Source organism: Streptomyces sp. NPDC044064, from assembly GCF_056434245.1.
In genome coordinates this window covers 34,765-57,078 of sequence record NZ_JBWKFN010000037.1, presented here as the reverse complement: position 1 = coordinate 57,078, position 22,314 = coordinate 34,765, and the positions used below count along the sequence as shown (strand labels likewise).

At 72.6% G+C, this 22,314-nt stretch carries 22 protein-coding genes; 17 read left to right on the top strand and 5 right to left on the bottom strand.

The window, feature by feature from the left end:
• Window positions 1-96: 96 nt before the first annotated feature.
• Both AC07DS_RS40015 and AC07DS_RS40010 read right to left on the bottom strand, forming a co-directional pair.
• A complete protein-coding gene (locus AC07DS_RS40015; protein WP_479153686.1) occupies window positions 97-537 on the bottom strand; it encodes a MarR family winged helix-turn-helix transcriptional regulator in 441 nt (146 codons plus the stop codon).
• Between the two features lie 61 nt (window positions 538-598).
• The gene (locus AC07DS_RS40010) at window positions 599-958 is read right to left on the bottom strand and encodes a DUF6204 family protein (protein WP_479153684.1); all 360 of its coding nucleotides are present in this window, start codon (window positions 956-958) and stop codon (window positions 599-601) included.
• 86 nt (window positions 959-1,044) lie between these two features.
• Here AC07DS_RS40010 and AC07DS_RS40005 point away from each other — a divergent pair, with 86 nt between their 5' ends.
• From AC07DS_RS40005 to AC07DS_RS39985, 5 genes are all read left to right on the top strand, one after another.
• Window positions 1,045-1,794 (top strand): PP2C family protein-serine/threonine phosphatase, encoded by a 750-nt coding sequence (locus AC07DS_RS40005; RefSeq protein WP_479153680.1) that lies wholly within the window; start codon window positions 1,045-1,047, stop codon window positions 1,792-1,794.
• Between the two features lie 248 nt (window positions 1,795-2,042).
• Window positions 2,043-2,585, top strand: coding sequence for a hypothetical protein (locus AC07DS_RS40000; RefSeq protein ID WP_479153678.1), 543 nt, complete (start codon window positions 2,043-2,045; stop codon window positions 2,583-2,585).
• A 96-nt stretch (window positions 2,586-2,681) separates the two neighbouring features.
• On the top strand, window positions 2,682-3,383 hold the full coding sequence (locus AC07DS_RS39995) for a hypothetical protein (RefSeq protein ID WP_479153676.1): 702 nt from the start codon (window positions 2,682-2,684) through the stop codon (window positions 3,381-3,383).
• Window positions 3,383-4,054: an RES family NAD+ phosphorylase gene (locus tag AC07DS_RS39990; protein WP_479153674.1), complete on the top strand. Its 672-nt coding sequence runs from the start codon at window positions 3,383-3,385 to the stop codon at window positions 4,052-4,054. The genes AC07DS_RS39995 and AC07DS_RS39990 overlap by 1 nt, the downstream gene beginning before the upstream one ends.
• 58 nt (window positions 4,055-4,112) lie before the next feature.
• Window positions 4,113-5,255, top strand: a complete 1,143-nt coding sequence (locus tag AC07DS_RS39985) for a macro domain-containing protein (protein ID WP_479153673.1) — start codon at window positions 4,113-4,115, stop codon at window positions 5,253-5,255.
• Between the two features lie 188 nt (window positions 5,256-5,443).
• Here AC07DS_RS39985 and AC07DS_RS39980 read toward each other — a convergent pair whose 3' ends face one another.
• On the bottom strand, window positions 5,444-6,094 hold the full coding sequence (locus tag AC07DS_RS39980; protein WP_479153671.1) for a TetR/AcrR family transcriptional regulator: 651 nt from the start codon (window positions 6,092-6,094) through the stop codon (window positions 5,444-5,446).
• Between the two features lie 139 nt (window positions 6,095-6,233).
• On the opposite strand from AC07DS_RS39980, the gene AC07DS_RS39975 reads away from it, so the two are divergent.
• The 6 genes from AC07DS_RS39975 (at window position 6,234) to AC07DS_RS39950 (ending at window position 12,971) form a co-directional block, all read left to right on the top strand.
• A complete protein-coding gene (locus AC07DS_RS39975) occupies window positions 6,234-7,361 on the top strand; it encodes a VOC family protein (RefSeq protein ID WP_479153724.1) in 1,128 nt (375 codons plus the stop codon).
• Window positions 7,358-8,302 (top strand): fumarylacetoacetate hydrolase family protein, encoded by a 945-nt coding sequence (locus tag AC07DS_RS39970; RefSeq protein WP_479153669.1) that lies wholly within the window; start codon window positions 7,358-7,360, stop codon window positions 8,300-8,302. The genes AC07DS_RS39975 and AC07DS_RS39970 overlap by 4 nt, the downstream gene beginning before the upstream one ends.
• Window positions 8,299-10,161, top strand: a complete 1,863-nt coding sequence (locus tag AC07DS_RS39965) for an acyl-CoA synthetase (protein WP_479153667.1) — start codon at window positions 8,299-8,301, stop codon at window positions 10,159-10,161. Before AC07DS_RS39970 ends, AC07DS_RS39965 begins: the two co-directional genes overlap by 4 nt.
• Before the next feature lie 233 nt (window positions 10,162-10,394).
• Complete coding sequence (gene miaB, locus AC07DS_RS39960; RefSeq protein ID WP_479153665.1) at window positions 10,395-11,921, top strand: tRNA (N6-isopentenyl adenosine(37)-C2)-methylthiotransferase MiaB; 1,527 nt, start codon at window positions 10,395-10,397, stop codon at window positions 11,919-11,921.
• Window positions 11,922-11,956: 35 nt separating this feature from the next.
• On the top strand, window positions 11,957-12,247 hold the full coding sequence (locus AC07DS_RS39955; protein ID WP_479153663.1) for a hypothetical protein: 291 nt from the start codon (window positions 11,957-11,959) through the stop codon (window positions 12,245-12,247).
• A 10-nt stretch (window positions 12,248-12,257) separates the two neighbouring features.
• Window positions 12,258-12,971 (top strand): class III extradiol dioxygenase subunit B-like domain-containing protein, encoded by a 714-nt coding sequence (locus AC07DS_RS39950; protein WP_479153662.1) that lies wholly within the window; start codon window positions 12,258-12,260, stop codon window positions 12,969-12,971.
• Window positions 12,972-13,135: 164 nt separating this feature from the next.
• On the opposite strand, the gene AC07DS_RS39945 is transcribed toward AC07DS_RS39950, so the two are convergent.
• Entirely contained in the window at window positions 13,136-13,408 is a 273-nt protein-coding gene (locus AC07DS_RS39945; RefSeq protein ID WP_479153660.1) for an antitoxin, read from the bottom strand.
• Window positions 13,409-13,433: 25 nt separating this feature from the next.
• Window positions 13,434-13,709, bottom strand: a complete 276-nt coding sequence (locus AC07DS_RS39940) for a hypothetical protein (RefSeq protein WP_479153658.1) — start codon at window positions 13,707-13,709, stop codon at window positions 13,434-13,436.
• Window positions 13,710-13,884: 175 nt separating this feature from the next.
• Between AC07DS_RS39940 and miaA the strand changes: the two genes are divergently transcribed.
• The 6 genes from miaA (at window position 13,885) to hflX (ending at window position 22,210) form a co-directional block, all read left to right on the top strand.
• A complete protein-coding gene (miaA, locus tag AC07DS_RS39935) occupies window positions 13,885-14,823 on the top strand; it encodes a tRNA (adenosine(37)-N6)-dimethylallyltransferase MiaA (protein WP_479153656.1) in 939 nt (312 codons plus the stop codon).
• A 108-nt stretch (window positions 14,824-14,931) separates the two neighbouring features.
• On the top strand, window positions 14,932-15,453 hold the full coding sequence (locus tag AC07DS_RS39930) for a hypothetical protein (RefSeq protein WP_479153723.1): 522 nt from the start codon (window positions 14,932-14,934) through the stop codon (window positions 15,451-15,453).
• 61 nt (window positions 15,454-15,514) lie between these two features.
• Window positions 15,515-16,390, top strand: a complete 876-nt coding sequence (dapF, locus tag AC07DS_RS39925) for a diaminopimelate epimerase (RefSeq protein WP_479153654.1) — start codon at window positions 15,515-15,517, stop codon at window positions 16,388-16,390.
• A 282-nt stretch (window positions 16,391-16,672) separates the two neighbouring features.
• Complete coding sequence (locus AC07DS_RS39920) at window positions 16,673-18,904, top strand: RelA/SpoT family protein (RefSeq protein ID WP_479153652.1); 2,232 nt, start codon at window positions 16,673-16,675, stop codon at window positions 18,902-18,904.
• Window positions 18,905-19,057: 153 nt separating this feature from the next.
• Complete coding sequence (locus AC07DS_RS39915) at window positions 19,058-20,587, top strand: M1 family metallopeptidase (protein WP_479153650.1); 1,530 nt, start codon at window positions 19,058-19,060, stop codon at window positions 20,585-20,587.
• A 132-nt stretch (window positions 20,588-20,719) separates the two neighbouring features.
• Window positions 20,720-22,210, top strand: a complete 1,491-nt coding sequence (hflX, locus tag AC07DS_RS39910) for a GTPase HflX (protein ID WP_479153648.1) — start codon at window positions 20,720-20,722, stop codon at window positions 22,208-22,210.
• The last annotated feature ends 104 nt before the right edge of the window (window positions 22,211-22,314 follow it).

The window sequence follows — 22,314 nt, the reverse complement described above, 5'->3', positions numbered from 1 at the left end:
AGTTCAGGCCGCGTGATGGCCGGAACCCGGTCAGGGGGGCGGGTCCCGGTCAGGGGGGGCGGGTCCGCCGACCCGCCCCCTCCCGCAGGGCGGAGGTCAGCCCGTGAGCCCCGTGCCGCCGAGCCGGGTCAACAGACCGGAGAGCAGGGCGATGTCCTCCTCGCTCCATGCAGGACCGGCGAAGATCTCGGCGGCCGTCTCCTCGGCCGTGGCCAGCATCTCCGTCAGGCGCTCCCGGCCGGTTCCGGTCAGCGACGCGTAGGCCACGCGCGCGTCACGGGCGTCCGGCTCGCGGGTCACCAGCCCGATCCGCTCCAGGGGAGCCAGCCCGCGGGTCACTCCGGAGGCGGTCAGCCCCAGCGCCTCGGCCAGATCGACCCGGCGCATCCGGCCGCCGGGAGCCCGCCCCAGGCGCAGCAGCATCGTGAAGTCGGCCAGGCTCACTCCGTGCAGCCCGCCGAGCCGGGCGTCGAAGCGCCGCACGAGCGCCGTCTGCGCCCGCACCAGCCGCAGCGAGGCGTCCAGGGCGTCACTCATCACTCACCGGCATCCCGTTCGCCGCTCTCCTGTTGATTGCCATCTCCTTGACTGCTCAAGTTTATGCGCCACTGGAACGCGCGGCACGCCGCTGCCGCTTCCCCAAGGGCGCCTGGGAGAGGTCCTCCGCGCTGGACCTGAGGTTCTTGAAGCCGTAGCCGCGCTCCGTCAGCCACGTCTTCGCCGCCTCCTCGGCCCGCTCGGCCGCCTCCAGGATGTCCTCCTCTTCCTCTCCGGTGTCCGAGAAGCGGAAGACGAAGGCGGGCCGGGCGGCGATGTCGTAACTGAGGTGCCCCTCGGGCGTGAAGGCGGCGTGCAGCACGTCGTGCCGGGCGGCGTCGGCGAGCAGTTCGGCCCGCTGGGCTTCGCCGAGCCCGTCGAAGGCGCCGCGGACGGTGATACGGAAGGTTCGGGTACTCATCCCGCGACCTTAGGCACGGAGTGCGGCACGCCTCCACCGGGTTTCCGGGACGAAACTAGACTTTGAGGGGAAGGCGGTGGCGTTCCATGCCGTACGTGACTGTGACCGCGCTGAGCCATCCCGGGCTGCTCCGCGAGCGGAACGAGGACAGTCTCGTGGTGGGCCCGTGGACGCTGTGCGCCACCGTGACCGAGAGCCCGCAGACCCTGTTCTTCCCGCTCGCGTCGCCTCTGGTGGTCGCCGTGGCGGACGGACTCGGCGGGCATCCCGGCGGTGATGTGGCCAGTGCGCTGGTCGTCCGCCGGATCGCGTCCATCGGCTCTTCCCTGGGCAGCGAGGACGCCGTCCGCGACGCCCTCAGCGCCTGCAACCGCGCGGTGTACCTGGCCGCCGGCGGCGACGACGCGAGCGAACTGGCCGCCATGGGAACGACGGTCGCCGGCATCGTCGTACAGCCCGGCTCGCTCATGGTGTTCAACGTGGGCGACAGCCGGGTCCTCGCCGCCTCCGAGGACGGGCTGCGCCAGCTGAGCGTCGACGACAGCCCACCCCTCGAACCCGGGCAGCGCACCACCTCCATCGTCACCCAGTGCCTCGGCGGCAGTCCCGGCTACCGCCCCATCCGCCCGCATGTGGCGGCCGTGCCCCCGACGCCCGGCGACCGCTACCTCATCTGCACCGACGGCCTGACCGATCCGGTGCCGCCGGAGGTCCTGGACGACGTCATGCGGGAACGTGACGACAACCGGGCCGCCTTCGAGCTGTGGAAGGCCGCCATCGCGGCGGGCGGCCCCGACAACATCACGCTCGCGGTCGCGCGCGTCGTGGACGAGTAGCCCGGTCCCGGCCCGGGGTGGCCCTGGCGGATGAGGGCGGCCCGGGCCGCCGGGTGGTCCGGCCGAGGTCCCTCGGCCGGCTCGTCGCGAAGGCGGCCGCCGAGCGCCCGAGCGTGCCCGCCGGACGCCCGGATCGATCACGCGGTCGGCGACCGGGCGAACACCGGGCGACGTCCGGGCCCGGTGTTCACCGCACCCGGGTTCCACTGCTTGTCTGGGATCGGGCCGGAACGGCGGACGGAGGAGGCGTGGACATCGGGGGAGCGACCGCGCTCGTGGTCGCGGTCGTCGGAGTCGTCGGGACGCTGCTGTCCGCGCTGCTGACCCAGCGCGCGGCCGACCGCAGCCGCCGGCGCGAACAGGAGCACGCCGAGGAACTGCAGGAGCGGCGCAGGCAGGCCCAGGAGCTGCGGTCGTGCTACGTGGCGCTGAACACCTCCGCCCGGCATTATCTGGCCGCGCTCACCGACCAGTTGCACGCGCTGGGACGCACCGAGGACGGGCGGGTCGTACGACAGCGGCTCACCGAGGCCCGTGACCAGTACCGGGACGTGTACGCGGAGGCGCAGTTGCGGGTGCCGGAGCGCGTGCTCGACCTCGCGGGTGATTTCAGCCGTGACCTGGGCACGGTCTACGGCATGGTCCGGCGTCTGGACGAGGGCGCCCCGCGCGCCGGGGACTCGCCGGCCGGCGTGCAGCAGGGCATCGACGCACTGTGGGGCGGGCTGCGGCGGATACGGCGGGCGATGAGGGTCGAACTGGGCGCCTCCTGGGTGGATTTCGGGCGATGAGCACCCGAGGCCCGGGATCTTGTCGCCGCCGGTCCGGTGGATCGGCATAGTGGCGTTCAGGTCGAGGGCAGAAGCAGGTACCGAAGGGGGGAACGCATGAACGACGGCGGTACGGGCGACGGCCCCGGCGGTTCGACGGAGCGGCTGCTCGTCCTGATCGGCGAGCACCGGGAGGCCGTCCGCGAGGCGCTCGACGACGAGCAGTACGCGCTGCTGCTGGCCCGGCTGGAGGCCCTCGCGGCCACGGACGCGGCCGACGACAGGGCGGTGCGCCGGGCGTCCCAGAGGGTTCGGCTGGCCCTGCTGCCCCTGCCGCTGGACCATCCCGTACGCAGGGCGCTGGACTCCGTACGACTCGTCGCGGCGCCGCCCGGGCCGAGGACCGTGGTGGGGGCTCGCGAATTGATGGCTCTGCTGACCGCGCTGCCGAGCGCCCCCGAACCGGCGTACGGCACCGCGTCCGAAGAGGACCGGATGCTGCTCGGGACGCCGTCCCTCTCGGCCGAGGAGGCGCGGGTCCGCTGCGGCGGCGCGCCACCCCCCGAGCTGATCAGACTGACGGATCCCCAGGACGGCGACCGCTACCCGGAGTTCCAGTTCGGCGCGGGCGGCGGCACCCCGCGCGAGGTCGTCCTCCGGGTCAACCGGCTGCTCCTCGCCGACATCGACCCCTGGGGCGCCGCGGCCTGGTGGCTCAGCGGCAACACCTGGCTGGGCGGGACACCCGCGTCGCTGCTCGGCCGGCTGCCGGACCATCGGCTGGTCGGCGCTGCCGCCGCACTGGTGGAGGGGGACTGATGAGCGGCTTCTTCCCGATGATCGAGCTGGAGTTGCGCCCCAACCGTCTGGTGATCCCGGCCGGCACGGAGCTGTGGCGGGTGCACCGGTCCAAGTACGCGCCGGACCAGTTCAGCCCGAAGCTCGCGGACATCCATTTCGGCGGGGGCCGCTTCGAGGGCACGGTGCTGGATCCGTACCACAGCCTGTACCTGGCGGACACCGGGCTCACCGCCCTCGCGGAGAGCGTGCTGCGCTCGCGGCCCTTCGAACTGCCGGCCGGTACACGGCGGATCCCCTACAGCGCCGTCTGGCGGCGGTCGCTGAGCGGCCTGCGCACCCGGTGCGAGCTGAACCTGGTCTCCCTGGTCGACGGGCAGGATCTGGCCGCCGTCTGCCAGGACTCCACGCTCCTGGAGGACGAGAGCAACTACGCGGTCGCACGGCGCTGGTCGAGCGAGATCCGGGCGCAGGCACCCGATGCGATGGGGCTGATCTGGGAGTCCCGGCGCAACCGGGCCCAGCGCGCCCTGGTGCTCTTCCACGACCGCTTCGGGCACTGCGACGGCGGGCCGCTGGAGGTGCTGCGGGACGGCGGGATCCCGGACCTCGGCTCCCAGGAGGGCATGAAGAAGGCCAACGAGATCCTCGAACCGCTGCGGGCGGTCATCTCGGAGCCCGTGTGGCAGTGATGTGGGGACGCCCCCGTCCCGCTTGTCGATGGCCGAGACGTGATGCCATCGTGGGCGCATGGCATCGTCCCTCCCTGACCATGCGTCACTTGTCCATGAACTCAAGGAGGTCAGGCGCGCCGGACTGGTGAGGCTGCGCGGGCGTGCGCTGCCCGGCCTGGAGTCGGCGGCGCAGGCGGTGCCCGCGACCGGCGCCCGGCCTGCCGGTGCGGCCGTGGAGGCGCTGCTGCGGCTCGCCGTGTCGCGCCTGGACGCCGGGACCCTGCGCACCGCCGCCGAGTACACCCTGGGGCTGGCCCAGGGCACCCGGGACTGGCCCGCGTCCTCCCGCCGGGCCCGGGCGGCCTCGGTGTACGGGGTGAGCGTCGAGCGGTTCCGCAAGGACCACGAGGTGATGGTCCTCGGGCAGGTCGCCGAGCATGTGCTGCGGCTGGCGGCGGAGCCGGCCGGGGCACCCGGAACCGCCGTGGCGGAGGCGGGGACCGGCACGCACCGGACCGTGCGGGCCCGGGTCGGCGAGCGGCCGGTGACGCTCACCCTCCATGTGCACCCGGTGGACCTGCTGCGCGACGTGGACGTGGTCGTCTCCCCGTCCAACGTCCACTTCGCGCTGCCCCAGCCGTACAAGTCGTCGGTCGCCGCCTCGCTGCGCCGGGTGTCCTCGGTGCGCGGCGTGACCGGTGACGTCCTGGACGATCCGGTCCACGCCGAGCTGAACAAGTGGGCGTGCCGGAACGGCACTTCGGGGCGTGCCGTGCTGCCCGGCACCGTGGCCGCCACCGGTACGGGGTCCCTGGCCGCTCAGGGCGTACGACGGATCTACCACGCCGCGGTAGCCGTTCCCCGGGCCGGGACCAACGACTACGACGTGCTGCCGTCCGACATCACCCGGGCCGCCTCCCGGGCGCTCGCGCTCCTGGCGGAGGAACGCGACCGCTTCGACCCGCCGCTGCGCTCGGTGTGCTTCCCGCTGCTCGGCTCGGGCCGGGGCGGGCTGGCGTACGACGTCAGCCTGGCCGCCTTATGGGCCGCCGTCGAGGCGGAGTTGGCCAGAGGGGCCGACTGGGACGTCCACTTCCTGGTGCGGACGCCCGAGGCGGCGGCGCTCGTGGAGCGCATACCCGCCGGGATCCGCCCACCGTACGACCGACGGCCGCCCGGCGGCCCCGATGGAATGGGGGAAGACCCCCGCTCCGTATGAGGGGCGCGCGGGTCGGGCGAGCGGGCGCGAGGGGGGAACCCGCTCGCCCTGAGTGCTTCTGCAGCCTTGGGGGCTGAGCGCACGAACCCCGCTTCGGCTGCCTGTGGCGGCACGGCGGTGCCGCGGGATCGCTCTCGCCACGTCCGCCGCCCCGCCGCCGAGCGGCCCGGCGGGGAGTTGGGGCGGGCTCACCGCGCCAGGGTGTCGGCGACCTCGATGTCCGGCAGGTCGAGCGAGCAGATCCGCTCGGCCTCCTCGGCGTGCATGCCGAACTGCCGCAGGAGGCCGCGGGCGACCAGGTCCGCGGACCTCGCGTCGTCGCGGTCGGGCTGCGAGTGCAGCAGCGCTCCCAGTGCCAGCGCGGCGCCCGCCGTCATCGCCAGCGCGAGGTCCAGGTCCTCCACCTCGAAGCGGCCCGCGTCCACCGCGGCACGGATGTCGTGGACGGCTCGGGGCGCCAATCCGCTCTCGGACCGAGCCAGTTCGAGTCCGTGGTGCAGCAGGATCCGGCTCAGCTCCGGGTGCCGGCGGTGCAACCGGCCGGTCATGCGGAAACTCTGGGCGAACGCCACCGCGGGGTCGTCGACGTCCGCGGTGAGGCGGTCCATCACCGAGCCCCACCACTCCAGCGCCTCCTCGACCGCGACCCGGAACAAGTCCTCCTTGCTGTCGAAGTGGTTGTAGAACGATCCGACCCCGATGTCGGCGAGTTCGGTGATCTCGAGGATGGGGACGTCGGTCCGCCTCTCGGCCAGCAACCGCTGTGCCGCGCACACCAGCGCGGTGCGCGTCCGCGCCTTCCGCCGGTCGACGCGCCGCTGTGCGGTCTTCTCGGCCATCGCATCCTCCGCGTCCCGCCCGTACTGGCTTCCCCCGCACTCTAGTCGCTGTTCCCTCTTTCTTGAATATTTCTTCAGTTCTATTGACTGACGTCAGCTTCGAAAGTGAAGCTTTCTTCAGGAGGTGGTGACCGTGGCTGTGCACGGGACGCACAACGACCTGCACTCCGAGCAGGGCGCACGCCCCGGAGAACATCCGGGCCGGGCCGCGAACCCGGTGATCAAGGTCCACGACATCGCGTGGCTGGAGTTCCTCAAGCCCGACCTGGCTCGCGCCGAGGCCTTCGCCCGGGCGTTCGGCTTCGTCACGTCGTACCGCGACATCCGCGAGCTGCACCTGCGGGGAACGCAGCCCGGAGCGCCCTGCGTGATCATCCGCAGGGGCCGCAGGTCACGGTTCCTCGGCCCGGCCTTCCGGGCCGCCGACACCCGTGACCTGCTGCGACTGGCCGACACCGGCGGCACCCGGGTGCACCCGCTGCCCCAGACCCTCGGCGGGTCCGTCGTCGACCTGACCGACCCGGGCGGGCTGCGGGTCCGCGTCGTCGCCGACGTGGACGAACTGCCCGCCCTGCCGGGACAGCGGCCGCAGCGGCTCAACGTCGGCGGCGGCCTCGACCGGGCCAACGACACCCAGCGACCGCCCCGGGAGCCGGCCGGCGTACGGCGCCTGGGACACGTGGTCCTCCAGAGCACCACCTACCTGCGCACCCTGGACTGGTACCTGGAGCACCTCGGCCTGATCGTCAGCGACTTCCTCTTCTACGAGGGCCGGCGCGAGCGGGGCCCGACCATGAGCTTCGTCCGCTGCGACCGCGGCCGGACACCGGCCGACCACCACACCCTGGCCCTGACGCTCGGGCCCTCGGACCGGTACGTGCACTCGGCGTACGAGGTGACCGACCTCGACGCGATGGCCGCCGGCGGCGAACACCTGCTCGACGAGGGCTACCGCCGCTCCTGGGGCATCGGCCGGCACGTCCTCGGCAGCCAGATCTTCGACTACTGGCGCGACCCCGACGGCTTCCTGGTCGAGCACTTCGCCGACAGCGACATGTTCGACGCCACCCTGGAGCCCGGCTGGGCGCCCATGACGGCCTCGGGCCTCGCGCAGTGGGGCCCGCCGGTCACCAAGGACTTCCTGGGCATGGCCCCCGGCCGCGATGCGCTGGCCGAGCTGCGCTCGGTCCTCACCGCCCTCCGATCCGACGACAACGAGTTCGACCTCGAACGCCTGCGCGGCCTGCTGAAAGTGGCAACCTCATGAGCATCTCCGTTTTCCGTACGGCCCGGGGAGCGTGGTGGGTCGCGCTCGACGAGCACCGCGCCGTCAAGGTCGAGACCACCGCGACCACGACCGCCGAGCTGCTCGCCGACCTACCCGCGGTCCACGCGGCCCGCACGGCGGCGGACGAACCCCGCGCCATCGCCGGACTCCCGCTGGTCTCCCCGGTCACCGCGCCGTGCCGGGTGGTCGCGCAGATGACCAACTTCGTCTCCCACGTGCGCGACTCCGGGATGGACCCGGCCACCGTCCCGCTGACCTTCTTCCGCAAGACGTCCGGCTCGATCACCGGGCCGTACGACGAGATCGTCAAACCCGGCCACGTCCGCTTCCTCGACTACGAGATCGAGCTGGGCCTGGTCGTCGGCCGTCCCCTGCCCGTCGGCACGCGCGTGACGGAGGCGAACTGGAAGGACCACATCGCAGGGCTCGTCATCACCAACGACGTCTCCGCACGCGACGTACAGCTCCCCAAGACCCAGTTCTACGAGGCGAAGTCCTATCCGACCTTCACCCCGGTCGGCCCCGCCCTGGTGCTCCTCGACGCCGACGAGCTGGACCGCCTCGCCGACCTCGGGCTGGTCCTCAGGGTCAACGGCGAGATCCGCCAGAACAGCGACCTGACCGACATGATCTACACCCCGCTGCAGGCCCTTCGGGAGCTCTCCCGCTTCCAGGCCCTCGCCCCCGGCGACCTCGTCCTGACCGGCACCCCTGGCGGCACGGCCCTCAAGGCCCCGCCCAGGGCCGTGGCGCTGATCGCCGCGCTCCTGCCGCCGGCCGTGAAGTGGAAGGCGTTCTTCAACTCCCAGGAGAGGAACGAGAAGTACCTCCACGACGGCGACGTCCTCGAGCTGTCCATCCGCACCCCCGACGGTGCCGTCGACCTCGGCACACAGCAGAACAAGGTGAGGTACGCGTGAGCACCGACCCGCGTGCGGGGTGGCCGCGCTACGACCACCCCGACGACCTGGCCGGCATCGAGGCCATCCTGCTGGCCGAGCGCGGGCTGCCCGCCACCTCGTACGAGCTGCTGCGGCGCGCGGCCGAGCAGTGGCCCGAGCGGACCGCGCTCACCGTCCTGCCGGACGCTGCGTCCTGGCGCTCGCCCAGGTCCCGCACCTATGCGGAGCTGCTCGCCGACGTGCACCGGACCGCCAACGCCCTCCACCGGCTCGGCGTCCGCCGCCACGACACCGTCGCCCTGCTCTCGCCGAACTGCGACGAGCTGATCACCGCACTCCTGGCCGCCCAGCTCGCCGGCATCGTGACACCCGTCAACCCGGCGCTCGCCCGGGACCATGTCACCGAGCTGGTCCGCCGGGCCGGCGCCCGCGTGATCATCACCGCCTCCGAGGAACTGGACCCCGAGGCGTACGGAACCGGAGCCGAGCTGGCCGAGCAGGGACTGGTGGAGCATGTGCTGGTGCTGCGGCCCACCGGTGCCGCGGGCCGGAGCGCAGCCGTGGCCGACTGTCCGGACGACCGCTTCCTGGGCGAACCGCCCACCAGCACCGACCTGGCCTCCTTCTTCCACACCGGCGGCACCACCGGAGCCCCGAAACTCGCGGCCCACACACACGCGAACGAGATCACCGACGCCTGGATGATCGCCGCGAACTCCGTACTGGACCAGGACTCGGTCGTCTTCGCCGCGTTGCCCCTCTTCCACGTCAACGCGCTGGTCGTGACCCTGCTCGCGCCGCTGCTGCGCGGCCGGCAGGTCGTGTGGGCCGGCCCGCTGGGCTATCGCGACCCCGCGCTCTACGGGGACTTCTGGCGCATCGTCGAGCACTACGGCATCGCCACGATGAGCGCCGTACCGACCGTGTACGCGGTGCTCGCCGCCTGCCCGGTCGACGGGGCGGACATCAGCTCGATGCGCTGCGCCATGGTCGGCGCGTCCGCGCTCCCCGAGGGGGTACGCGCCGGCTTCGAGAAGGCGACCGGGATTCCGCTGCTCGAAGGGTACGGACTCACCGAGGCGACCTGCGCCAGCGCGCGCGGGTTCCTGGAGGTCCGCCGGCCCGGCTCGGTCGGGCAGCGGCTGCCGTACCAGAACATCAGGATCGCCGACGGTGAGCGGGACCTGCCCCCGGGCACGGTCGGCTCCGTGCTCATCAGCGGCCCCACGGTCTTCCCCGGCTACGTCGAGGGCCGCGACGCCGACGGCCACCGGATCAGCTGCCAAGGCAGGGTGGCCGACGGCTGGCTCGACACCGGCGACCTCGGCCACCTCGACGAGGACGGCTTCCTCTACCTCACCGGACGCGCGAAGGACCTCATCATCCGCGGAGGCCACAACATCGACCCCCGGGTCGTCGAGGACGCGCTGCTCTCGCACCCCGCGGTGACCGGCGCCCAGGCCGTCGGACAGCCGGACCGGCGGGCGGGCGAGGTCCCGGTGGCGTACGTGACCCTCGCCGACGCCACGGTCACCGCGGACGACCTGCGCGCCTGGGCCGCGGCCCACGTGAGCGAGGCAGCCGCCGCGCCCAGGGCCGTCCGCATTCTCGACGCGCTCCCGGTCACCGCGGTCGGCAAGCCGTCCAAGCTCCCGCTGCGCGCCGACGCCACCCGCCGCGTGCTGACCGACGTCCTTCGCGGCATCGACGACGTCGAGGAGATCCGTGCCGCCGCCGACTCCGGGACGGTGCAGGTCACCGTGACACTGCGCGTCCGGGCGACGGCGGCCACGACGGCCGAAGTGGAGCGCAGGGCGGCCGACTTCGCCGTGCCCTGCCGGGTGACGTCGTCGCACGAGGAGAGGGCCACGAGCTGAGCGAGCCGACACCCCCGTCCCGGCACCGGAGCCGGGACGGTGGAGACCGTGCCCGTGCCGGTGGTGGGCGCGGGGCCGGTCGGCCTGACACTGGCCATGCGGCTGGAGCACCGAGGCGTGGCCTGGCGCAAGACACCCAGGCCGCGGACCCGCGCAAGGCGCTCCGAACGCGTGCACCCCGGCGGACGGGAGCACCGAGGCACCGGGTCTCCGGGACCGCCTACCCTTGACCCATGACCATCAGCAGCGACCGGAGCCCCGCAGTGGACGTAGCAGCACCCAAGACCTACGAAGTCCGTACCTACGGGTGCCAGATGAACGTCCACGATTCCGAGCGATTGTCCGGGCTGCTCGAAGACGCCGGGTACGTGCGCGCCCCCGAGGGCTCGGACGGCGACGCGGACGTCGTGGTCTTCAACACGTGCGCGGTGCGCGAGAACGCCGACAACCGGCTCTACGGCAACCTCGGCCGCCTCGCGTCCAAGAAGGCGGGCCACCCCGGTATGCAGATCGCGGTCGGCGGCTGTCTCGCGCAGAAGGACCGCGACACCATCGTGCAGAAGGCGCCCTGGGTGGACGTCGTCTTCGGCACGCACAACATCGGCAAGCTGCCCGTCCTGCTGGAGCGCGCCCGCGTCCAGGAAGAGGCGCAGGTCGAGATCGCCGAGTCCCTGGAGGCGTTCCCCTCCACACTGCCGACCCGGCGCGAGAGCGCCTACGCGGCCTGGGTCTCGATCTCCGTCGGCTGCAACAACACCTGCACCTTCTGCATCGTCCCGGCCCTGCGCGGCAAGGAGAAGGACCGCCGTCCCGGCGACATCCTCGCCGAGGTCGAGGCGCTGGTCGCCGAGGGCGTCTCCGAGATCACGCTGCTCGGGCAGAACGTCAACGCGTACGGCTCCGACATCGGCGACCGCGAGGCCTTCAGCAAGCTGCTGCGCGCCTGCGGCAGGATCGAGGGCCTGGAGCGGGTCCGCTTCACCTCCCCGCACCCGCGCGACTTCACCGACGACGTCATCGCCGCCATGGCCGAGACGCCGAACGTCATGCCGCAGCTGCACATGCCGCTCCAGTCCGGCTCGGACACCGTCCTCAAGGCGATGCGCCGCTCCTACCGGCAGGACCGCTACCTCGGGATCATCGAGAAGGTGCGGGCCGCCATCCCGCACGCCGCGATCACCACCGACATCATCGTGGGCTTCCCGGGGGAGACGGAGGAGGACTTCGAGCAGACCCTCCACGCCGTCCGCGAGGCGCGCTTCACGCAGGCGTTCACCTTCCAGTACTCCAAGCGGCCCGGCACCCCCGCCGCCACCATGGACGGCCAGATCCCCAAGGAGGTCGTCCAGGCGCGCTACGAGCGGCTCGTCGCCCTCCAGGAGGAGATCTCCTGGGAGGAGAACAAGAAGCAGGTCGGCCGCACCCTGGAGCTGATGGTCGCCGAGGGCGAGGGCCGCAAGGACGGCGCCACCCACCGCCTGTCCGGCCGCGCCCCCGACAACCGGCTGGTCCACTTCACCAAGCCGGAGCAGGACGTCCGCCCGGGCGACGTGGTCACCGTCGAGATCACGTACGCCGCCCCGCACCACCTCCTCGCCGAGGGTTCCGTCCTCGCCGTGCGCCGCACGCGCGCGGGCGACGCGTGGGAGAAGCGCAACGCCGCCCAGGCCGCCAAGCCGGCGGGCGTCATGCTGGGGCTGCCGACGATCGGGGTGCCGGCGCCGCTGCCGGCCGCCACGAGCGGCTGCGCGCTGGACTGATCACATCCGGAAGCCAGGGGCAGGGGGGGCGGAACATGGCGCACTGGACGGTTCTCGCGCAGTTCGGTCACGGGGACGAGTACCGCAGCGAGGAGGCGGCGCGCTTCGAAGGCACCCTGGAGGAGGCCCGCGCCCGCCTCTACGAGCTCGCCTGCACCCATCGCCCCCGCCCCGGGCTGCGCCAGAAGCGCCGTGACGTCTACCGGATCGGGGACGGGGACGCCTACTACGCGAACATCGAGGGGATGGTCTCCACGTTCCGCGTGATCTACCGGCTTGCCGAGCTGGTGTGGAGCTCCGACCCGGTGCCACCCCCCTGGCAGTAGGCTCCCGATCATGCTTGTCGCCGCAGCCGTCTGCCCCTGCCCGCCGCTGCTCGTGCCCGAGGTCGCCGCGGGTGCCGCGCCCGAACTGGACGCCGCGCGCGCGGCGTGCACCGACGCGCTCGGCGTGCTCGCCGCCGCCCGCCCCGACCTGCTGGTGGTCGTCGGGCCCGCCGAGCGGAGCGGGCGCGGCCGGCACCCGCAGGGCACCCCGGGCTCCTTCCGGGGGTTCGGTGTCGACGTGGACGTGCGCCTCGGTCCGGCCCCGGACGCGGCCGCCGGGGGTGAGCTGCCCACGTCGCTGGCGGTCGGCGCCTGGCTGCTGGAGCGCACCGGCTGGGCGGACGCCCCGATCGAGGGGCTCGGTGTCGGGGAACCGCTCGCGACCGAGCGGTGCGTCGAGGCCGGACGGGACATCGCCGCCCGGGCCGGGCGGGTGGCGCTGCTGGTGATGGGCGACGCCAGCGCGTGCCGCACGCTCAAGGCACCGGGCTACCTGGACGAGCGGGCGGCGCCCTTCGACGCCGAGGTCGCGCGTGCGCTGGGAGCGGCGGACGTGGCGGCCGTCGAGGCGCTGGACGCCGGGCTGGCGTACGAGCTGAAGGCCTCCGGCCGCGCGCCCTGGCAGGTCCTCGCCGGAGCGGCCGAGGGCGCGGGCCTGAGCGGGGCACTGTTCTACGACGACGCCCCGTACGGCGTCGGGTACCTGGTCGCCACCTGGTCCTAGGCGCCCCCGGCGGCGGACAAGCCCCGGGCGGCGCCCTGCCGCGGACAAGCCCCGGGCGGCGCCCCGCCGTGGACAAGCCCCGGGCGGCGCCCCGCCGCGGAGACGAAACGGCGGACGGCCGGGAGCACTGGCGCTCCACGGCCGTCCGCCGATCCGCGTGTCGTTCAGGAAGCCGGTGGCGGGCCCTCCGGCCGGGTCGGGGTCGCGGCGTCGCCGGTCTCCGGACCCTCCTTGTGCGCCAGGCGGTCCATCGCCCCCTTCGCCTTGTCCGTACCGACATTGATCTTGTCGCTGTACTTGCCCTTGGTCCGCTCGTCCACGGCCTTGGCGGCCTTGTCGATGCTGTGCTGGACCTTGTCCCCGTGCTTCTGGGCGAGGTCCGACACCTTGTCCCTGGCCGGAGCGAGCTTGGCCTTCACGTTGTCCATCAGACCCATGGTCCACCTTCCCTCACGGGGACAGTCATGTGCGGGCGCTCTCACCGGCCTCGCTGTCGGCGGCCTCGTCCGCCGACTGCTGCTTGGGGATCTCCGCGCTCTCGGCCGCGCCGGACTCGGCGGCCTTCGCCTCCGCCGCCTCGCCTTCGCGTCCGTCCTCGGTCGACCCCTTCGCCTCCGCTGCCCGGTCCGCTTCCGCCACCACCTCGGCCGCTCCCGACTCGGTGCCGGTCTGCACCTCGTCGGGCGCCGCCTCCTGCGTCGCCTTCGACCTGCCGAGGAGCCGTGCAAAAACGCCCATATCCACTCCTTACGTTACTCGTGCGGGCGAAATCCCGCGTCACACGGTGCGTCCGTTTGCACCACCCGGGTCACCATGTCCGGCGACCGGTGGGCACCTCGGTGCAACGAAGTGCGATGCGTACCGTCACGTAACTCGTTCGAGGCGTGGTCGTGAGGTTTGCGAGACTGGTGCGGTGAGCAGTACATCTCCCGCCCCTCGCGTCATCGCCGTCGTCGGACCCACAGCGGCCGGAAAGTCCGATCTGGGCGTTTTCCTGGCCCAACGACTCGACGGCGAGGTCGTCAACGCCGACTCCATGCAGCTCTACCGAGGGATGGACATCGGCACCGCCAAGCTGACGCGCGAGGAGCGCGGCGGCATCCCGCACCACCTGCTGGACATCTGGGACGTGACGGTCACCGCCTCCGTCGCCGAGTACCAGAAGCTGGCCCGCGAGCGGATCGACGCCCTGCTCGCCGAGGGCCGCTGGCCGATCCTGGTGGGCGGCTCCGGCCTCTACGTCCGCGGAGCCGTCGACAACCTGGAGTTCCCCGGCACCGACCCCGTGGTCAGAGCCCGCCTGGAGGAGGAGCTGGCGCTGCGCGGCCCCGGCGCCCTGCACGCGCGCCTGGCCGCCGCCGACCCCGAGGCGGCCCGCGCGATCCTGCCCAGCAACGGCCGCCGCATCGTCCGCGCCCTGGAAGTGATCGAGATCACCGGGCAGCCCTTCACAGCCAATCTTCCCGGCCACGACTCCGTCTACGACACCGTCCAGATCGGCGTCGACGTCGCGCGCCCCGAACTCGACGAGCGCATCGCGCTCCGTGTCGACCGGATGTGGGAGGCGGGTCTCGTCGACGAGGTGCGCGCCCTGGAGGCGCAGGGGCTGCGCGAGGGCGTCACGGCCTCGCGCGCGCTGGGCTACCAGCAGGTACTCGCCGCGCTGGCCGGGGACTGCACCGAAGCGGAAGCGCGGGCCGAGACCGTGCGCGCCACCAAGCGCTTCGCGCGCCGTCAGGATTCATGGTTCAGGCGCGATCCGCGGGTGCACTGGCTGAGTGGGGCCGCGGCGGACCGCGGGGAACTTCCGCGGCAGGCCCTGGCGTTGGTCGAACGACCGGTCACAGCCTGATCACGTCATGGCATCGGGATGCGCCGCCGGTCAACGGGGCGCGCGGCGCCGTGCCATCATCGTGCTTCGATCGACCAAGTGGAGTCCTAGTTGGGAGGGCGCGTGGCGATGGAGGCCGGCCCTCGCGACACTGCACACAGTACCGAGCACGTCACCACGGACGGTGACGAGCCGGACCGGCGCGAGGACTCTCTGACCGAGCTGGCAGACCTGACCGACGACGGTCCGGACGAGACCCCGGGCGTTGTCACCGCCGACGGGCCTGCGCCCGAGGAGATGTACGCGAGCGGTCCGGAGGTCGAGGTCGAGCTGCGCCCGCAGCGGCGACTGCGCATCTGGCAGCTCGCGCCCATCGTGGCCCTGGCCGCGGGCGGCTCCCTGATGTTCGCCTTCCCGCTCGCCTTCGACTTCGGCGACAGCGGCGCCGTGATCGCCATGCTGGGCCTCCTGATCTGCTCCTGCGCGGCGGGGTGGGGCATGATGGCCGCCCGCCGGGTGGGCTACACCTGGCCGGGTCTCCCGGCCCGCGGCTCGGGCCGCCGCCCGGACTGGCGGGTGGTGCTCGGGTACGTCCTGTTGGTTGCCGTCGTGGTCACTCTTGCCGTCTGGCGCGTGGCAAGGCTCCGCTGAGGCGTCCCGCAAGGGGTGCGGGTCCCGCAGCGTGACGACGCGCTTCCCTTACGATCGAGGAATGAGCACGCGCACGCGGATCCCCTTCCTCAAGGGCCACGGCACCGAGAACGACTTCGTGATCGTCCCGGACCCCGAGAACACCCTCGACCTCACGCCGGCGGCCGTCGCCGCCCTGTGCGACCGCCGCGCCGGCATCGGCGGCGACGGGGTGCTGCACGTCGTCCGGTCCGCCGCGCACCCGGAGGCCCGGGAGATGGCCGCCGAGGCGGAGTGGTTCATGGACTACCGCAACGGCGACGGCTCGATCGCGGAGATGTGCGGCAACGGTACCCGGGTGTTCGCCCGCTACCTCCAGCACGCCGGACTCGTGGGCGAGGGCGACCTCGCGATCGCCACGCGCGCGGGCGTGAAGAGCGTGCACATCGCGAAGGACGGTGACGTCACCATCGGCATGGGCAGGGCCCGCCTGCCCGAGGGCGAGGTCTCCGTGAGCGTCGGCGAGCGCAGCTGGCCCGCGCGCAACGTGAACATGGGCAATCCGCACGCCGTCGCCTTCGTCGAGGACCTCGCGCACGCCGGCAACCTGTACGCCGCGCCGCCCGTCAGCCCGGCGGCCGCCTACCCGGACGGGGTCAACGTCGAGTTCGTCGTCGACCGCGGCCCCCGGCACGTCGCGATGCGCGTGCACGAGCGCGGCTCCGGCGAGACCCGCTCCTGCGGCACCGGCGCGTGCGCGGTCGCCGTGGCCACCGCCCGGCGCGACGGCGCCGACCCCGCCGCCACCGGTGCGCCGGCGACGTACACCGTGGACGTGCCCGGCGGGCGCCTGGTCATCACCGAACGGCCGGACGGCGAGATCGAGATGACCGGACCCGCCGTGATCGTCGCCGAGGGCGAGATCGACTCCGAGTGGCTGGAAAACGCGCTCCGCTGACCTGGGGAAACCGTGCAACGAGCGACTCCGGACGCCGGTTTCGGTGATTTCCGGCGGCCGGGACCGTTCGAAACCCCGGCCGAGTGCAGGGCAGGTGGCGCAAACTCTAAACCTCCTCGTCGTCGCTCGATTGGGTGATCCGTTTCACGCTCGGCGAGAGGCGGTCAGTCGCACGTGGTGGGCTCGGTAGCATCAAGCACCGGCACGGACGGGGGAACGTTGCCATCCCTGAGCCGCGCATGCCCTGGGCTCCGTCCGCCGGTCGACGAGCCGGAGGTGCCCATGAGTGCGGAGGCCACGAACCCTGCGACCCCTGGCCCGGTAGCGCCCACGGCGCCCACGGTGGCCCGCAGGAAGTCCCGGGCCCGGATCGACCTGCGCAGGCTCGGCCGGGCCGCGCTGCTCGGCCCCGCCGTTCGCGGCAGGCTGCCCGACGCGATCGGCCACGTCGTGGAGGCGCACCGCGCCCACCACCCCGACGCGGACCTCGAACCCCTGCGCCGCGCCTACGTCCTGGCCGAGTCCTCGCACCGCGGCCAGATGCGCAAGAGCGGCGAGCCGTACATCACGCACCCGCTGGCCGTGACCCTGATCCTCGCCGAACTCGGCGCCGAGACCACCACTTTGACGGCCTCTCTGCTCCACGACACCGTCGAGGACACCGATGTGACGCTGGACCAGGTGCGCGAGCAGTTCGGCGAGGAGGTGCGTTACCTGGTCGACGGCGTCACGAAGCTGGAGAAGGTCGACTACGGAGCGGCCGCCGAGCCCGAGACCTTCCGCAAGATGCTCGTCGCCACGGGCAGCGACGTGCGCGTGATGTCGATCAAGCTCGCCGACCGCCTGCACAACATGCGCACGCTCGGCGTGATGCGCCCCGAGAAACAGGAGCGGATCGCCAAGGTCACCCGCGACGTCCTCATCCCGCTCGCCGAACGCCTCGGCGTGCAGGCCCTGAAGACCGAACTGGAGGACCTCGTCTTCGCCATCCTCCATCCCGAGGAGTACGAACACACCAGGGAGCTGATCGCCGCGAACGCGGCCCGCTCCGACGATCCCCTCTCGGAGATCGCGGAGGAGGCCCGTGGAGTGCTGCGCGAGGCCGACATCCCGGCCGAAGTCCTCATCCGCCCCCGCCACTTCGTATCCGTCCACCGCGTGGCCCGAAAACGCGGAGAACTGCGCGGCGCCGACTTCGGCCGTCTCCTGGTGCTCGTGAACGAGGACGCGGACTGTTACGGCGTCCTCGGTGAACTGCACACCTGCATGACGCCGGTCGTCTCGGAGTTCAAGGACTTCATCGCCGTACCGAAGTTCAACCTCTACCAGTCCCTGCACACGGCGGTCGCCCGCGCGGACGGCCAGGTCGCCGAAGTCCTCATCCGCACCCACCAGATGCACAAGGTGGCCGAAGCCGGTGTGGTCGCCCTCGGCAACCCGTACGCACCCGGCTCCGACGACCCGGCCGACGGCGAGCGCGCCGACCCCACCCGCCCCGGCTGGCTCTCCCGCCTCCTCGACTGGCAGCAGGCCGCGCCCGACCCGGACACCTTCTGGTCCACCCTGCGCGAAGACCTCGCCCAGGACCGCGAGATCACCGTCTTCCGCCCCGACGGCGGCACCCTGGGCCTGCCCGAGGGCGCGACCTGCGTGGACGCTGCCTACGCGCAGTACGGCGAGGACGCCCACGCCTGCATCGGCGCCCGGGTCAACGGCCGCCTGGCGACCCTCAGCACGGTCCTGAGGGACGGCGACACGGTCCAGCTCCTGATGGGCCAGGATCCGGCCTCCGAGCCCTCCCGCGAGTGGCTGGAGCACGCACACACCCCGGCCGCCCGCATCGCCATCCAGCGGTGGCTGGCCACGCACCCGGCCGGGGACGCGGGGGGCGGGACCGAGGGGGCGGACGGCGGGACCGTCGCGGCCGCGGCGAGCGGTGCGGAGGGCGAGTCCGCGAGAGCCGGCGGCAGCACCGTGGGCACGGGAGGCGGCGCGGCCACGGCGAGCGGTACGGCCGCCCGCTCCGCCGGAGCCGACGGCGCCCCCGCGGGCCGCCCGCGCGGCGCCGACGTCCTGGCGGACCGCCCCGGGGCCGTCGTACGCCTCGCCGGGTGCTGTACGCCCGTACCGCCCGACGAGATCACCGGCTTCGCCGTGCGCGGGGGAGTGGTGACCGTGCACCGCGTGGGGTGCGCGGGGGTGGCGCACATGAAGAGCCGGGGGCGCGCGGAGATCGGTGTGCGCTGGGGAGACACCACCGCGTGCCGGGTCACCCTGGTCGCTGAATCGTTCGGCCGCCCCCATCTGCTCGCCGACCTCACCGAGGCGATCGCCCTGCAGGGCGCCGAGATCGTCTCCGCGACCGTGGAACCCCCGACCCAGCAGCGGGTCCGCCACACCTACACCCTGGAGCTGCCCGACGCGGCCCACCTCCCGGCCCTCATGCGCGCGATGCGCGACGTGGCCGGGGTGTACGACGTGAGCAGGGCCCAGCACCAGGCGCCTGCTTCCTGAAACGACGCCGGGCGTTCCCCGAGAAGACGACGCCGGGCGTCCCGCGAGAAGAGCCGTCGGGCTTCCTGAGAAAGGCGCTCCGGACGAACCCGTTCGGGTGGGCCGGGCGCGCGTCGCCGCCGTGGCGCACGCGCGCGCTGGTAGCGGTGTTGCATGCCGCTCACCTCCCGCCCGCGCGCGAACCACCGGCCCCTGCGCCGCCGGACGGCTGCCCTGCTCGCGTCCGCCGTCTCCGTCTGCCTCCTCGCCGCCGCCGCCCCCGCCCAGCCGCTGGGCGTCGGCGACCGCCTCTACCCGTACCTGGGCAACCCCGGATACGACGTGGCGTCGTACGACCTGTCCTTCACCTACACCGGCTCCAACGACAAGCCGCTCCGGGCCGTCACGACGATCGACGCCCGGACGACCGCCGACCTGGACCGCGTCAACCTCGACTTCGCGCACGGCAAGGTCGAGTCCGTCGAGGTCGACGGCCGCCGCGCCGACTTCACGAGTGCCGGCCAGGACCTGGTCGTCACGCCGGTGCGATCCCTGCACAAGGGCCACTGGACCCGGATCGTCGTGAAGCACACCAGCGATCCCGTCGCCGGCAAGGACGAGGACGGCGGCTGGGTGCGCACCTCCGACGGCCTCGCCATGGCCAACCAGGCCGACGCCGCCCACCTGGTCTTCCCGTGCAACGACCACCCGTCCGACAAGGCGATGTTCACCATCCACGTCACCGCCCCGAACGGTTACACCGTCGTCGCCAACGGCGTACCCGCCGGAGCGAACCGGGTCGGCACCGGCACCACCTGGACCTACCGCACCGAGCACCCCATGGCCACAGAACTCGCCCAGGTGTCCATCGGCCGCTCCGCCGTCCTGCACCGCGAGGGGCCGCACGGGCTGCCCGTCCGGGACGTCGTGCCCAGCGCCGACCGCAAGGAACTCGAACCCTGGCTCGCGAAGACGCCCGACCAGATCGCCTGGATGGAGAGCAAGGTCGGCAAGTTCCCGTTCGAGACGTACGGCGTGCTCATGGCACAGGCCTCCACCGGATTCGAACTGGAGACACAGACTCTCTCGCTCTTCGAGAAGCGCCTGTTCACGCAGCCCGACTACCCCAAGTGGTACCTCGAGTCGATCATGGTGCACGAACTGTCCCACCAGTGGTTCGGCGACAGCGTCAGCCCCCGCACCTGGTCCGACGTCTGGCTGAACGAGGGCCACGCCACCTGGTACGAGTCCCTCTACTCGGAGGAGAAGGCGCACAAGCCCATGGAGGACCGGATGAAGGCCGCGTACACCGCCTCCGACAGCTGGCGCGCCTCCGGCGGCCCGCCCGCCCGGCCCAAGCCGCCCGCGCCCGGCCAGAAGATCGGCATCTTCCGGCCCAACATCTACGACGGCGCCGCGCTGGCCCTCTATGCCCTGCGCCAGGAGATCGGCACACGGGCCTTCGAGCGCCTGGAGAAGCTGTGGGTCAAGCAGCACCGGGACTCCACCGCCACCACCGCCGACTACGTCCGCCTCGCCTCCGCCGTCGCCGGCCGCGACCTGAGCGGGTTCCTCGAGGACTGGCTGTACGGCGAGAAGACCCCGCCGATGCCCGGCCACCCGGACTGGAAGACCATGAAGCCGGGCAGGGACGCCAAGAACACCGAAGACGCCAGGCGTGCCATGGGCCCGGCCCGGAAATAAGGCGGTGACGAGACGGCCCGTACCGTGCGACCATCTTCAGGTCGGCGCGGTACGGACACGGGAATCTCCCGGGGTGCCCACGCGTTGAGACAATGTCCCCCGATTCGGCATTCGCATCGACGTAAGGATCCAATGACCTCCTCTTCTTCCCCTTCCCAGGACACCAAGCGCCTCGCGCACGACTATCCCGAAGGTCTCCGGGCCGATGCCCTGATGGAAGAGGACGTCGCCTGGAGCCACGAGATCGACGGCGAGCGGGACGGCGACCAGTTCGACCGCTCCGAACGCGCGGCGCTGCGCCGTGTGGCGGGCCTCTCCACCGAGCTCGAGGACGTCACCGAGGTCGAGTACCGACAGCTCCGCCTGGAGCGGGTCGTGCTCGTCGGGGTGTGGACCACGGGCACGGCGCAGGACGCGGACAACTCCCTCGCGGAGCTGGCCGCTCTCGCCGAGACCGCGGGCGCGCTCGTGCTCGACGGCGTGATCCAGCGCCGCGACAAGCCCGACGCGGCCACCTACATCGGCTCCGGCAAGGCGCTGGAGCTGCGCGACGTCGTCCTCGAGACGGGCGCCGACACCGTCATCTGCGACGGTGAGCTGAGCCCGGGCCAGCTGATCCAGCTCGAGGACGTCGTCAAGGTCAAGGTCATCGACCGTACGGCCCTGATCCTCGACATCTTCGCCCAGCACGCCAAGTCCCGAGAGGGCAAGGCGCAGGTCGCGCTCGCGCAGATGCAGTACATGCTGCCGAGGCTCCGAGGCTGGGGTCAGTCGCTGTCCCGCCAGATGGGTGGCGGTCGCGGCGGCCTCGCCACCCGCGGCCCCGGTGAGACCAAGATCGAGACGGACCGGCGACGGATCCGCGAGAAGATGGCGAAGATGCGCCGGGAGATCGCGGAGATGAAGACCGGCCGCGAGATCAAGCGCCAGGAGCGCCGGCGTCACAAGGTGCCGTCCGTCGCCATCGCGGGCTACACCAACGCCGGCAAGTCCTCCCTGCTCAACCGCCTCACCGGCGCGGGCGTCCTGGTCGAGAACGCCCTGTTCGCGACCCTGGACCCGACCGTGCGCCGCGCGGAGACCCCGAGCGGCCGCCTGTACACCCTGGCCGACACCGTCGGCTTCGTCCGGCACCTGCCGCACCACCTGGTCGAGGCGTTCCGCTCCACCATGGAGGAGGTCGGCGACTCCGACCTGATCCTGCACGTGGTGGACGGCTCGCACCCGGCACCGGAGGAGCAGCTCGCCGCCGTGCGCGAGGTGATCCGGGACGTCGGCGCCACCGACGTACCCGAGATCGTCGTGATCAACAAGGCGGACGCGGCCGACCCGCTGGTGCTCCAGCGGCTGATGCGGATCGAGAAGCGCTCCATCGCGGTCTCGGCCCGCACCGGCCAGGGCCTCGAGGAGCTGCTCGCGCTGATCGACAGCGACCTGCCGCGGCCGTCGGTCGAGATCGAGGCGGTCGTGCCGTACACGCACGGCAAGCTCGTCGCCCGCGCCCACACCGAGGGCGAGGTGATCTCCGAGGAGCACACCGCGGAGGGCACCCTGCTCAAGGTCCGGGTGCACGAGGAACTCGCGGCCGACCTCGCGCCGTACGTTCCGGCGCAGCTCGCCTGACACTCCCGGCACAGGGGGGGGGGGGGGGGGGGTGGGGGGGGGGGGGGGGGGGGGGGGGGGGGGGGGGGGGGGGGGGGAGGGGGAGGTGGTTCGTGTTTTTTTTG